Below are 12,843 nucleotides of genomic sequence, written 5' to 3'. Positions count from 1 at the left end.
ACGGTCCAGGGTTCGCTCACCGCGCGGCCATGCGTCAGAGTGAGCGGATGACCACCACCTCCCTGGAGGCGCCGACTCGGCGTCTCGGCCTCATCGCGCTCATCGCGACCCTCGGCGGCCTCCTCTTCGGCTACGACACCGGCGTCATCAACGGCGCCCTGGAGCCGATGTCGGCCGAGCTGGGCCTCACCGCGCTGACAGAGGGGGTCGTCACCAGCTCGCTCCTCTTCGCCGCCGCGATCGGCGCGATCTCGGGCGGACGCCTCGCCGACGCCCTCGGGAGGCGGACCACGATCCGCCTGCTCGCCGTGCTCTTCCTCGTCGGCGCCCTCGTCTGCGTGGTGGCGCCGGGCTTCGGCGTGATGGTCCTCGGGCGGGCGGTCCTCGGACTGGCCGTCGGCGGCGCCTCGGTGGTCGTGCCGATCTACCTCTCCGAGATCTCCCCCTCCGAGATCCGCGGCTCGCTCGCCGGCCGCAACGAGCTGATGATCGTGATCGGCCAGCTCGCCGCCTTCGTGGCCAACGCCGTCATCGGCACCGTCTGGGGCGAGCTGCCCGGCGTCTGGCGGATCATGCTCGCCGTCGCCGCGCTCCCCGCCGCCGCGCTCCTGCTCGGCATGACCCGGGTCCCGGAGTCGCCGCGCTGGCTGATCGCGCACGGCCGCCGCGACGAGGCGCTCGACGTGCTCACCACCATCCGGACGCCCGACCGGGCCCATGCGGAGGCGGAGACCATCGCCCGCTCGATCGGCGCGAAGGACGGCCCGAGGATCCCCCTGCTGCAGGCGCTGCGCGAGCGCTGGGCGGTGCGCATCCTGCTGGTCGGCATCGGGATCGGAGTCGCCCAGCAGCTCACCGGCATCAACTCGATCATGTACTACGGCCAGTCGGTGCTGAAGGAGGCGGGCTTCGACCACGACGGCGCGCTCGTCGCCAACATCGCGCCCGGGGCGATCGCCGTGATCGGCGGCCTGATCGGGCTGCGGCTCATGCAGACGATGAACCGCCGCACGACCCTCCTGCTCGGCTACTCCCTGACCACCGCGATGCACTTCCTGATCGGCATCGCCTCCGTCGCGCTCCCCGTGGGGAACCCGGCGCGGCCGTACGTGATCCTGGTGCTGGTCGTCGCGTTCGTGGGGAGCATGCAGACGTTCCTCAACATCGTCACCTGGGTGATGCTGTCCGAGATCTTCCCGCTGCGGATCCGCGGCGTCGGCGTCGGCATCGCGATCTTCTGCCACTGGATCACGAACGCGGTGCTCGGCCTGTTCTTCCCCACCCTCGTCTCCGGCGTCGGCATCACCGGAACGTTCTTCCTGTTCGGCGCCGTCGGCCTGCTCGCGCTCGTCTTCATCTGGAAGCGCGTGCCCGAGACCCGCGGCCGCGCCCTCGAGGAGGTCGAGGCGGGCGTCGTCTCCGGCGAGCTCCTGCGCCGCTGACGCCCGCCCTCGGGATCCGCCTACTGGTAGGTGACGAGGTCGGGGAGGGGGCGCACCTCGGCCATGGTCTCGGCGGGGGTGAGCATGGGCGCGTCCTCGTCGTAGAAGTTCTTCCAGCCCCAGCCGATGCCCTCGGGGGCGCCCTCGTGCAGCGCGTCCCAGGTCGCCTGCTTGTCGGGCTGCGAGCCCTGGCCGTCGACGTGGATGAGGAACTCCAGCTCGGGCCGGTCGCGGCGGATGCTGTCGCGGTCCTGCAGCATCGACAGCCGGAACTGGTGCAGCACGAACATCTTCGGCGGCAGCCCCTCGCTCTGCACCAGGTCGGCCAGCCACTCCGACACACTGTCGACCTCGGCGGCCGAGACGCGCCCGATCTGCTCCAGCGGCTTCTGGCCGGGCAGCAGGCGCCACTCCGGGTCGAGCGCGAGGCCGACGTTGGGCAGCGTCAGGAGGTCCGCGTACTGCTTCGCCTGGGTGAGGAAGTCGGTCAGCCCCGACTGCAGGTCGAGCACCACGTACATCCCCGCCGCCTGCGCCGCGTCGATGTAGGGGCGGATGTCGGCGGCGTCGAGCTCGTTGGAGTAGTCGCCGTCCTTGCCGGGGTCGCCCGCCGCGACCGTGGTGATGATCTCGAGGCTCGGCACGACCTGCTTGTCGGTGAGCGCCCGGTACGGCTCGGCCACCGCCTGCGCCCGCGCGATCGTGGGCTCGAGGCCCTGCTCCCCCAGCACGCCGAGGACGGGAGCGCCCGGAGTGCCGTAGATCGCGACGAAGAGGTGCCCGCCGAACATCCGCTGGCCGCCGCCCGGCAGCTGCCAGCCGCTCGCGGCCGCGCGCACGGCCCACTCGGGCTCGGGCTGGGCGGCGAGCACAGGGCCGAGCAGCAGCGTGCAGGAGGCGTCGGCCTCGGCGATCGCGGTCACGGCTCCGCCCGAGGCGAGCAGGTCGTCGCCGTCGACCACGGTGACGGGCACGCCGGCCGCGCGGGCGGTCGCCAGTGCGGCGACGTCGGCGTCCTGCGCGCGGGCGAGAGCGTGCAGGCCGGTCAGGGCGTCGGCCCGGGCCGGGAGAGCGCCGAAGGGAGCGTCGGAGGCGGTGGACGGCGCCGCGGCGGCGAGGTCGGCGAGCGCCAGGTCGGTCACGGTCAGGCCGGACGCGGTGCTGAGGGCGGCCGCGTCGGAGGCGGAGGCGACGACGTCGACGCCCTCGGGCGCGGTGACGTCGCCGATCGCGAGCACGCGGGTCACGCCGAGGCGGGCGAACTCGGCGGCGAGGGCGTCGGAGGTCGGAGCGGTGGAGGACGGGGTGGCGGATCCGGTCGCGGAGTCGGACGGGCCCCCCGGATCGGACGGCGTCTCGGAAGCCGTGGATCCCACGGCCGCGGCGTCCGCGGTCGGGGCGGCCGTCGCTCCGGATCCCGCCGAGCCGACCAGCAGCGGCACGCCCCAGGCGATGCTCACCTGGGCGGCGCGCAGGCGGGACTCGGCGACGTCCTCGACCAGGACGACCAGCGGAGCCGCGGCGAACAGGGCCGCGCTCGCGGCGAGCGCGTCCGGGGCGAGCGCCACCGGCCCGCTCGGAGCCGCGGTGCGGGTGCGGGGCGCCTCCTGCTGAGCGTCGTCCGGAGCGGAGGAGTCGGGCGTGCAGGCGCTGAGCAGCGGGAGCACCGCGAGACCGCCGATCACGACGCTGCGGCGCGAGAGCCCGGAGCGGGAGGGGACGGAACGGGGTGTCGAGGGCATGGCAGGCCTCTCCTCTCGGAGCCCGATCGGGGCTCTCTGGTGCGTGGCTGGTCCTCTCGACTATCGCAGGCCCGGCGGCGGCGAGCGCCGAGGAAGCCGTCCCGGGCGCGCCTCCGACGCCGTCCGGACAGGCAGAAGGGGAGCGGCGCCGCAGCTCCGCTCCCCTCCGAGTGGCTGGATCAGACCGTGCGGGGGGCCTTCGCGAGGTTGGCCTCGAGCTCCTCGCGGTTCTGCCGCACCACGTAGGCGGGGCGGTCGCGCTCGACGCGCCACGACTCGCTCAGCGGCGTGATCGCGACGGTGTCGAAGCCGATCCGGTCGTAGAGGTCGGTCACGAAGTGGATCGCCTCGGGGTAGTCGCTCGACGTCGCGAGGGCACGGCGGTCGGGCGTGCCGACCGGGGTGCCGTCGGTGGTGATGTCGGCGGCCATGATGTGGTTGAACGCCTTGACGACCTTCGACTCCGGGAGGTGCTGCTGGAGCATCTCGCTGGTCGTGGTCTCGCCCTTGTCGAGCGCCTCGATGCGGCCGTCGCGCTCGAAGTAGTAGTTGTTCGTGTCGAGGACGATCTTGCCGGCGAGCGGGGCGACCGGCACCTCCTCGAGGTTCTTCAGCGGCACCGTCACCACGGCTATCTCGGCGGCCTCGGCCGCCTCCTGTGCCGTGGCGGCGCGGGCCTTCGGGCCGAGCTCCGCGATGAGGTCGGCGAGGGTCTCGGGGCCGCGCGAGTTCGCGATGACCACCTCGTCCCCGAGGGCGATGACCGCCCGTGCGACCTGGCTGCCGATGTTGCCTGCTCCGATGATTCCGTACGTCGTCATGCTGAGGAGAACGCGGAGGGTGCCCAGGCATTCCGCTCTGCGGCGTTCTCCCACGCCGCACCCAGGTGGGCCCGTGCCTCCAGTAGCCTCGGTCCTCGGGCGCCGCTGCCCGAGAAGGAGTCCGTGATGCCGCAGTACGACCTCCCGCTCGACCTCCTCGAGCAGTACGCCCCCGAGATCGCCGAGCCCGCCGGGTTCGCCGAGTTCTGGCGCGACACGATCGCCGAGGCGAGGGCCGTCGCGACCGAGCCGCGCCTCGAGCGGGTCGACGCCGGCTTCGGACTGCTCGACACCTTCGACGTCACCTACTCCGGCTTCGGCGGCCACCCGATCCGCGCGTGGCTGATCCTCCCCCGCGGCGTCGAGGGGCCCCTCCCCGGGCTCGTGACCTACATCGGCTACGGAGGCGGCCGCGGGCAGCTCGCGGAGTGGACCGCGATGTCGGCCGCCGGCTACGCGCACCTGGTCATGGACACCCGCGGCCAGGGGTCCGGGCACCGCTCCGGAGCGACGCCCGACCCGGTGGGCAGCGGGCCGCACGTCTCCGGCTTCATGACGCAGGGCATCGAGTCGCCCGGGGAGCACTTCTACCGCCGCGTCTTCACCGACGCCGTCCGCGCGCTCGACGTGCTGCGCGCGCACCCCGCGGTCGACGCCTCCCGCGTGGCCGTCTCGGGCGGCAGCCAGGGAGGCGGGATCGCTCTCGCCGTCACCGGGATCCTGGGCCTGCTCGGCGAGTCGGAGTCGGCGCGCGCCGCGATCGTCGACGTGCCGTTCCTCTCCCACATCCCGCACGCCGTCCGGCTGGTCGACACGATGCCGTACGGCGAGATCGTGCAGTACCTGCACACCCACCGCGGCGCCGAGGCGCGCGTGTTCGACACCCTCTCGTACTTCGACGGCACCTCCTTCGCCCCCTACGCGCAGTCCCCCGCGCTGTTCTCAGTCGCGCTCCGCGACGACATCTGCCCGCCGTCCACCGTCTACGCCTCCTACAACCGCTACGCCGGACCCCGCGAGATCCGCGTCTACCCCTTCAACGGCCACGAGGGCGGCGAGGCGTTCCAGATCGGCGAGCACGTGCGCTTCCTGGGGCGCGAGCTGGCGTAGGAGGAGGAGCCGCCCGGTCGGCGGACGGGGGCGGTGCGCCCCGGCGCATCACCCGTTCCGACTCTCGATCATCGCGCTGCCGATGCGGTCCTCGAGGTCGGCCAGCTCGTCGAGGACGTCGCCGACCACCCAGACCCGCCGGGCGCCTCGACGGGCGTCGCATTGTGACGCCGTGCGTCGCGCTCGGTACCCGTTCGCTGCTCTTCTGGGCACTATCGACTCCATGACCCGCCAGATCCGCTTCAACGCCTTCGACATGAACTGCGTCGCCCATCAGTCCTCGGGCATGTGGCGCCACCCCCAGGACCAGTCCTGGCGCTACAAGGACCTCTCGTACTGGACCGACCTGGCGAAGCTGCTCGAGCGCGGCACGTTCGACGGTATCTTCATCGCCGACGTGCTCGGCACCTACGACGTCTACGGCGGCTCGAACGAGGCGGCGATCCGCCACGGCGCGCAGGTCCCCGTCAACGACCCGATCCTCCTCGTCTCGGCGATGGCCGCCGCGACCGAGCACCTCGGGTTCGGCATCACCGCGGGCACCGCCTACGAGCACCCGTACCCGTTCGCGCGGCGCATGTCGACGCTCGACCACCTGACGAAGGGCCGCGTCGGCTGGAACGTCGTCACCGGCTACCTCCCCAGCGCCGCCCGCAACATGGGCCACGAGGACCAGCTCGAGCACGACGACCGCTACGACGTCGCCGACGAGTACCTCGAGGTGCTCTACAAGCTGTGGGAGGGGTCGTGGGAGGACGACGCGGTCGTCCGCGACCGCGAGTCCGGCGTGTTCACCGACCCGGCGAAGGTGCACGAGATCGGGCACCGCGGCAAGAACTTCACCGTCCCCGGCATCCACCTCTCGGAGCCGTCAGTGCAGCGGACCCCCGTCATCTACCAGGCGGGAGCGTCGCCGCGCGGCATCCGCTTCGCGGCGGGCAACGCGGAGGCGATCTTCGTCGCGTCCTCGACGAAGGCCGGCCTGAAGGCGACCGTCTCGCGCATCCGCGACGCCCTCGAGGCGGCCGGCCGCGACCGCTACTCCGCGAAGATCTACACACTGCTGACGATCATCACCGCCGAGACCAGCGAGGCCGCGCACGAGAAGCACCGCGACTACCTCTCCTACGGGAGCGAGGAGGGGGCGCTGGTCTTCATGTCAGGCTGGATGGGCATCGACCTGTCGCAGTACGACCTCGACGAGCCGATCGGCAACGTGAAGAGCAACGCGATCCAGTCGGCCGTCGCCAACTTCCAGGAGGCGAACGAGGACGGCTCGGAGTGGAAGGTCCGCGACATCGCCAAGCTCAGCGTGATCGGCGGGCTCGGCCCGTTCGTCGTCGGCTCGCCCGCGGAGGTCGCCGACCACCTCCAGGAGTGGGTCGAGGAGACCGACGTGGACGGGTTCAACCTCGCCTACGCGATCACGCCCGGCACCTTCGAGGACGTGGTGGAGTTCATCGTGCCGGAGCTGCGCAGCCGCGGCGCGTACCCGGAGGAGTACGTCAAGGGCAGCCTCCGCCAGAAGCTGCACGGCCGCGGCGACCGGCTGCCGGAGGAGCACCTCGGCGCCGGCTTCCGCTACGCGCCGGCGGCGGTCTGACGACAGGGGGCGCCGGGCGGCCGGTGGGGGCGGGGGTCTCCATAGGCCGCTCCGCGGCCGCGCCGGACGCACGAGCACCCCGCCGCGATGCGCGACGGGGTGCTCGGGACGTGCGGAGGGGCTCAGCCCTCGAAGGTGGCGTCGAGCGTGATGTCGACTCCGGTGAGCGCCTTGCTGACGGGACAGGTCTCCTTGGCCTCGTCGGCGGCCTTGAGGAAGGCGGCCTCGTCGATGCCGGAGACCTCGCCGCTCACGATGAGCTTGATGCCGGTGAGCTTGAATCCGCCGGCCGAGTCCGGGCCGAGCGAGACGTCGGCGCGGACGTCGAGCGCCTCGACGGTGCCGCCGGCCTGGCCGAGGACGGCCGAGAACTGCATCGCGTAGCAGGCGGAGTGGGCGGCCGCGAGGAGCTCCTCGGGGCTGGTCGAGCCGTTGGCGTCGTCGGCGGCGCGCTTGGGGAACGAGACGTCGTAGGTGCCGATCTTCGAGCTCGAGAGCTCGACCTGGCCCTCGCCGGTCTCGAGCGAGCCGTTCCAGGCGGTGCGTGCGGTACGAGTGGGCATGAGTCCTCCTTGGGGGGCGGGGAGAACCGTAGAACGATCGTTCTCCCCTGATGCGCCGAGCCTAGGTGGAACGCGCGGCGTCCTGCAACCACCGGCCTCGGACCCTCGGCGAGATGCCAGTCCGGCGCGCCTCCGTCGGCGTGTCGCGTACGGGAGCGGCCTGTCGCGGAGGAGAGGACGGCCGCCAGGTCAGTGCACGAGCTTCAGGCCGACGACGCAGCCGACGATCCCGAGGACCAGCAGCGTACGCACGAGCGAGAAGCCCTCGCCGCCGAAGAACATGCCGTAGAGCACGGTCAGCGAAGCGCCGATCCCGACCCAGACCGCGTACGCGGTGCCGGTGGGCAGCTCGCGCATCGCGTAGGCGAGGCCGGCCATGCTCGCGACGACGCCGACTCCGAAGACGACCGACGGGCCGAGCCGCGTGAAGCCCTCCGACTTGCCGAGGGCGGTGGCCCACACGGCCTCGAGGACACCGGAGAGGATGAGGACGATCCAGGACATGACAGCTCCTACGAGTCAGTCTTGTCGCGTTCCGGGTACTGCTCCCTCGTCCGGTCGCCGTCATCGGCTCCGCACAGTCTGCCCGTGCGCGCTGGGCAGGCCCTGGGTAGCGCGCGGCGGGGGCGGAGCCGCCGCGACCGCGACTCCGCCCGCCGCCGTCAGCGCGGCTGAGTCGGGTTCGTCGGCACTCCGTGCGAGGGCGGATTGATCGGCGGACCGGACGTCGCCGGCGAGACCGGCGATCCGGACGACGAGCGGGACACCTCGGGCAGCGACTCCGGCACGCTGCCTGCCGGCTCCGCTCCCCCGCGCAGCTGCTCGAGACGCGAGTGCAGGATCGTCGTCACCGGCAGGCGGTGCCCGTGCGCCTCCTCGTAGGCGAGCAGCGCGCCGAGGCCGGCCTCGTCGAGCGGGCGGATGCGCTCCGCGAGCGTGCCGAGCGGGATGTCGTTCCAGTCGGGGAGCGGCAGCTCCTCGCGGGAGGGTGTGTCGGTCATTCGTGCTCCTTCCGTTCCCTCCATCCCACGCCTCGGACGGCCGTCCGCCCAGGGGCTTGACCGGTCGCGGGGCGAACGGGGCTCGGCCGAGGGAGGACGGTCGGATGGTGCAGCCGGCCCATCCCCCGCCGGATCAGGCGGTGCGGCGGGAGGAGCGGCGGGTCGCCAGGTGCACGAGGACTCCGACCACGAGGAGGATCCCCGCGTAGAGCCAGACGATCGGGTCCTGCTGGCTGAGGAGCAGCACGCACGAGGCGACGCCGAGCACGGGGATCGCCGTCCACACGCGGAAGTGGTCGTGCTCGACCTTGTCGCGCCGCAGCACGAGCACCGAGACGTTCGTGCTGATGAACACCAGCAGGAGGAGCAGCACCACGGTCTCGGCGAGGGTCGCCAGATCGCCGACCAGGGTCAGGAGGCATGCGGCCAGCGTGGTCACCGCGATGGCCACCCACGGCGTGCGGCGCTTCGGCAGCACCCGGCCGAGCACGTCCGGGAGGAGGCCGTCCTTCGCCATGCCGTAGGTGACGCGGCTCGCCATGATCATCGTCAGCAGCGCTCCGTTGGCGACCGCGACGAGCGCGATCAGGCTGAACAGCCACGCCGGCACCCCGGCTCCGCTCGCCGTCACGACGTCGAGCAGCGGGGCGGAGGACCCGGACAGCTCGTCGGCGGGCAGCGCGATCGAGCTCGCCAGGCCGACCAGGACGTACACCGCACCGGCCGTCAGCAGCGAGCCGAACAGCGCGCGCGGGTAGACGCGGCTGGGGTCGCGGATCTCCTCGGCGATGTTGGCCGAGGTCTCGAAGCCGACGAAGGAGTAGTACGCGATGATCGCCGCGCCGAGCACCGCCAGCGCCGGCGCCTGCTCGGAGCTGAGCTCGACCGTGCGGGCGAGGTCGCCGCCTCCGCCCGCCACCAGCAGCGCGACGCATCCGATCACGATCAGCAGGCCGCCGACCTCGATCACGGTCATCACCGTGTTGCTGAGCAGCGACTCCGCGACTCCCCGCGCGTTGAGGCACGCGACGAGGATCAGGAAGACGATGGCCGTCGGCACGGTCGGCACGTCGAGGAAGGTGCCGAGGTAGTCGCCGGCGAACGCGAGCGACAGACCGGCCGCGCTGGTCACTCCGGCCGCGAGCATGGCGAAGCCGACCAGGAACGAGACGATCGGGCGCTTGAACGCCCGCTGCGCGAACACCGCCGCGCCTCCCGCCTTCGGGTACTTCGTCACCAGCTCGGCGTAGGAGCCGGCGGTCAGCAGCGCGAGGCCGAGCGCGAGCAGGAGGGGCATCCAGACGGCACCGCCGACCTCCGCCGAGAGCGTGCCCATGAGGGCGTAGATGCCCGCGCCGAGGACGTCGCCGAGGATGAAGAAGTAGAGCAGCGGGCCGGTGATGCGGCGGCGCAGGGAGGTGCCGCCGGCCTCTCCGGTCGCGGGGGCGTCGCTCGTCGTGGCCATGTCGTCCTCTCGTCGCGCGCTCGGGAGCGAGCACGACGGGCCACGCTAGGGAGGAGAGGGCCGGGAGGTCGAGAAGGTTGACCGGGCGGGGTCGAGGGCGCTACACGCGCGGGACGGGGCGTCTGCGGAGCGGGCGCCTGCGGGGCGGGGCATCTGCGGAGCGGGCGCCTGCGGGGCGGGGCGTCTGCGGAGCGGGCGCCTGCCGCGGGCCGACCGCGTTCCCCGGTCAGGCACGGCATGCCGCGCCCCGCGTCGACCGTCAGCCGAGGACGACGTGCTCCCCGCCGCGCTGCTCGGCGATCTCCTCGCCGACCTCCTCCGCCTCCTGGCGCGACTCGTGGTGGCTCAGCGGGACCCGGGCGTGGGCGATGCGGTTGTGCCAGCCCTGCTCGTCGGAGTAGGTCTCGATGGGGAGGACGGTCGTGGTGCTCATGGTGCTCCTTCGTGGTGGTCCCTCCATGGCACCTCGCGCCCCCCGCCGCTCGGGAGAGGGTTGACGCGAGCCCGTGTCTCGAGCAGGACGGAGGCGTCTCGGCGGTCCAGCAGCGAGCGCCGGCGGCGCGGCGGGTCAGGGCGAGACCATGCCGCCGTTCACGTTGAGGGTCTCGCCGGCGACGAAGCTCGACTCGGCGGACGCCAGGAACACGTAGGCCGGGGCCTGCTCGGCAGGCTGCGCGGCACGGCCCATCGGCGACTCGCTCGAGCCGAAGTCGGGCAGGCTCTCGGGGTCGACGCCGCCGCTCACCTGCAGGGCGGTCCACGTCGGGCCGGGCGCCACGACGTTCACGCGGATGCCCTTCGCGGCGAGCTGCTGCGCGAGGCCCTTCGAGAGGTTGTTGATCGCGCCCTTCGTCATCGCGTAGTCGAGGCGGTCGGGGGCGGGCTTGTGCGCCTCCGCCGACGCCGTGTTGATGATCGTGGCGCCCGCGGGCAGGTGCGGGAGGGCCGCGCGGATGATCCGGAACGGAGCGAAGACGTTGACCGCGAAGGTCGCCTCGAACTGCTCGTCGGTGATGTCGAGCAGGTCCTCCTTCCAGATCTGCTTCCCGGCCACGTTGACCACCGCGTCGAGCCCGCCGAGGCCCTCGACCGCCTCCGCCACGAGCCGCGTGCAGTACTCGGCACTCGTGAGATCGCCGGGGATCGGCACGGCGGTGCGCCCCTCCGCGCGGATCAGCCCGATCACGTGCTGCGCGTCCTCCTCCTCGCTCGGGAGGTAGGCGAGGGCGACGTCGGCCCCCTCGCGGGCGAAGGCGATGGCCACGGCTGCGCCGATCCCGGAGTCGGCTCCCGTGATGAGCGCGCGGCGGCCCGCGAGCCTGCCGGTGCCGCGGTAGCTCTCCTCGCCGAGGTCGGGCACCGGGGTCATCCGCGACTGCAGCCCGGGCTCGGGCTGCTGCTGGACCGGCGGAGTCACGTCCGGGTACTGGGTGGCGGGGTTCGTGAACGTGTACTGGTCGGGCATGGCTCCTCCGTCCGCGGCACCCGGATCGGGCCGCTCCCCTCCATCCCAGGCGAGCCGCGCCTCCGGGGCCACCCCGTGCACGGGCGGGCGGCGCTGTGGTAGCCGGCGCCGCGGACCAGGAGCCGCCTCCGGTGAGGCCGCCCGTGCCGTGCCGTGCCGACCGCTGACGGTGCGTCTGGGCCTCGAGTGGCGGGACGTCAGCCGCACCAGGCAGGAGCAGGAGGTCGTCCGCCTCAGCAGCGGACCGGTGTCCTGTTGCGGACATGTCCACCCTCGGACACGGCCTGAGACCTACCTTTCGTTCATGATCGAATCCTCGAAGAAGTCCCGCCGGCGTGGACTGAAGAACGCCGGAATCGCCGTCGCCGTCGCCTTGGCGGTCGTCGCCGGCGGGAGCGCCGCAGCATCCGCTGCGACGACGACGTCGCCCGCCTACTACGGATGCCTGCAGCAGGGCCTCCTCTTCAAGGTCGGCACGACCTCGCCGACGTGCCCGAAGGGCGCCACCACGGCCAGCTGGAACCTGCAGGGACCGGTCGGCAAGACGGGGCCGGCGGGCGTTCCCGGAGCAGTGGGACAGGTCGGCAGGACCGGCGCCACGGGCGCGGTGGGCTCTACGGGTCCTGCCGGAGCAGTGGGGCCGATCGGTTCTCCGGGAGCGGACGGGGCGGACGGGGCGCCTGGTCCCGCCGGAGCGGACGGAGAGATCGGCGCGACGGGAGCGGACGGAGCCGCCGGCCTCCCCGGAGCAGACGGAGCCCCCGGCCTCCCCGGAGCAGACGGAGCCCCCGGCCTCCCCGGAGCAGACGGAGCCCCCGGGCTCCCCGGAGCAGACGGAGCCCCCGGGCCGATCGGAGAGATCGGAGCCACCGGAATGGACGGAGAGACCGGGCCCGCAGGGCCTCCCGGAGCGGATGGAGCGGCCGGACCCGCCGGACCCGCGGGCGGAGGCGCCACATACGCCACAGTCACCGCGACCAGGACTGGAATCTACGCGAACAACGTGCAGACACTCTCCGCCACCTGCACCGGCGCGACGCCGAATGTCATCGGAGGCGGTTTCTCCTGGACCGAGGTCGACGGCAGCAGCCCCTACAAGTCGGAGGTCTCCACGAGCGCTCCGGTCGGATCCGGTACATGGACCGTCACCGGGTCCGCCTACGCCGTCAACGGCACGCTGACCCTCAGCGTCTACGCACTCTGCGCGTCGTGACCACGGTCTGAGGCGCGGACTCCGGGGCCGTCGAGAGGGGGCGGCCCGACCCTCGGACGCGGCCGCCCCTCGCGATGCGCCCGGCCGACGCCGCCGTGCGCTCGCCTGGGCTCGGACGGAGACGACCGCGGCCGGGCGGTCGGGCCTCGCTGAGGTGACGGCGAGGCGGGCGGAGTGCGGCTCGCCCGTGCGGAGCAGGAGGAGCGAGGAACCCGGCTCGCCCGTGCGGGGCGGGTGGAGCACGGAGCCGTAGGAGTGTGTAGCGGCAGAGTGGACGGACCAGCCGCTGACCCGGACGGAGGAGCCTTCGACAGGGCGGTCGAGCCGGTCCGGACCCGAGGAGAGCGCCGACGACGACGACCCCGCGCGCCGACGCCGCGCGGGGTCGTCGTCGTCGGCGCTCTCCTCGGGTCCGGAC

12 protein-coding genes and 1 riboswitch are annotated in these 12,843 nt (G+C 72.8%); of the genes, 4 read left to right on the top strand and 8 right to left on the bottom strand.

The window, feature by feature from the left end; all coding sequences use genetic code 11:
• The first annotated feature begins 47 nt into the window (after positions 1 to 47).
• Positions 48 to 1,442, top strand: coding sequence for a sugar porter family MFS transporter (locus C5D09_RS10680; RefSeq protein WP_258060020.1), 1,395 nt, complete (start codon positions 48 to 50; stop codon positions 1,440 to 1,442).
• 20 nt (positions 1,443 to 1,462) lie between these two features.
• Here C5D09_RS10680 and C5D09_RS10675 read toward each other — a convergent pair whose 3' ends face one another.
• Entirely contained in the window at positions 1,463 to 3,184 is a 1,722-nt protein-coding gene (locus tag C5D09_RS10675; RefSeq protein ID WP_104269274.1) for a hypothetical protein, read from the bottom strand.
• A gap of 179 nt (positions 3,185 to 3,363) precedes the next feature.
• Positions 3,364 to 4,005, bottom strand: a complete 642-nt coding sequence (locus C5D09_RS10670; protein ID WP_104222381.1) for an NADPH-dependent F420 reductase — start codon at positions 4,003 to 4,005, stop codon at positions 3,364 to 3,366.
• 126 nt (positions 4,006 to 4,131) lie between these two features.
• Between C5D09_RS10670 and C5D09_RS10665 the strand changes: the two genes are divergently transcribed.
• The gene (locus C5D09_RS10665; RefSeq protein WP_104257718.1) at positions 4,132 to 5,115 is read left to right on the top strand and encodes an acetylxylan esterase; all 984 of its coding nucleotides are present in this window, start codon (positions 4,132 to 4,134) and stop codon (positions 5,113 to 5,115) included.
• A 223-nt stretch (positions 5,116 to 5,338) separates the two neighbouring features.
• Positions 5,339 to 6,718 (top strand): LLM class flavin-dependent oxidoreductase, encoded by a 1,380-nt coding sequence (locus C5D09_RS10660; RefSeq protein WP_104227023.1) that lies wholly within the window; start codon positions 5,339 to 5,341, stop codon positions 6,716 to 6,718.
• A 122-nt stretch (positions 6,719 to 6,840) separates the two neighbouring features.
• Here the strand turns inward: C5D09_RS10660 and C5D09_RS10655 are convergent, their stop codons facing one another.
• The 6 genes from C5D09_RS10655 to C5D09_RS10630 all read right to left on the bottom strand — a co-directional run bounded on the left by C5D09_RS10655 (position 6,841) and on the right by C5D09_RS10630 (position 11,212).
• Positions 6,841 to 7,281 carry an OsmC family peroxiredoxin gene (locus tag C5D09_RS10655; protein ID WP_104222378.1) on the bottom strand — a complete coding sequence of 147 codons (441 nt, stop codon included), beginning with the start codon at positions 7,279 to 7,281 and terminating at the stop codon, positions 6,841 to 6,843.
• Between the two features lie 189 nt (positions 7,282 to 7,470).
• Positions 7,471 to 7,785 carry a multidrug efflux SMR transporter gene (locus C5D09_RS10650; protein WP_104222377.1) on the bottom strand — a complete coding sequence of 105 codons (315 nt, stop codon included), beginning with the start codon at positions 7,783 to 7,785 and terminating at the stop codon, positions 7,471 to 7,473.
• 9 nt (positions 7,786 to 7,794) lie between these two features.
• A riboswitch (guanidine-III (ykkC-III) riboswitch) is annotated at positions 7,795 to 7,858 on the bottom strand.
• 85 nt (positions 7,859 to 7,943) lie between these two features.
• Complete coding sequence (locus C5D09_RS10645) at positions 7,944 to 8,282, bottom strand: hypothetical protein (RefSeq protein ID WP_104269273.1); 339 nt, start codon at positions 8,280 to 8,282, stop codon at positions 7,944 to 7,946.
• Between the two features lie 133 nt (positions 8,283 to 8,415).
• Positions 8,416 to 9,747 (bottom strand): APC family permease, encoded by a 1,332-nt coding sequence (locus C5D09_RS10640; protein ID WP_104227025.1) that lies wholly within the window; start codon positions 9,745 to 9,747, stop codon positions 8,416 to 8,418.
• Between the two features lie 259 nt (positions 9,748 to 10,006).
• Positions 10,007 to 10,180, bottom strand: a complete 174-nt coding sequence (locus C5D09_RS10635; RefSeq protein ID WP_159940661.1) for a DUF2188 domain-containing protein — start codon at positions 10,178 to 10,180, stop codon at positions 10,007 to 10,009.
• Between the two features lie 135 nt (positions 10,181 to 10,315).
• The gene (locus tag C5D09_RS10630; RefSeq protein ID WP_104227027.1) at positions 10,316 to 11,212 is read right to left on the bottom strand and encodes an SDR family oxidoreductase; all 897 of its coding nucleotides are present in this window, start codon (positions 11,210 to 11,212) and stop codon (positions 10,316 to 10,318) included.
• A 1,003-nt stretch (positions 11,213 to 12,215) separates the two neighbouring features.
• Here C5D09_RS10630 and C5D09_RS17715 point away from each other — a divergent pair.
• The gene (locus C5D09_RS17715; RefSeq protein ID WP_146086531.1) at positions 12,216 to 12,425 is read left to right on the top strand and encodes a hypothetical protein; all 210 of its coding nucleotides are present in this window, start codon (positions 12,216 to 12,218) and stop codon (positions 12,423 to 12,425) included.
• Positions 12,426 to 12,843: the final 418 nt, after the last annotated feature.

Origin of the sequence: Rathayibacter sp. AY1C9, assembly GCF_002932315.1 — a bacterium.
In the GTDB taxonomy this organism is placed as follows: domain Bacteria; phylum Actinomycetota; class Actinomycetes; order Actinomycetales; family Microbacteriaceae; genus Rathayibacter.
Note: the sequence above shows the minus strand (reverse complement) of the source record. Positions and strands in the feature narration are given on the sequence as shown.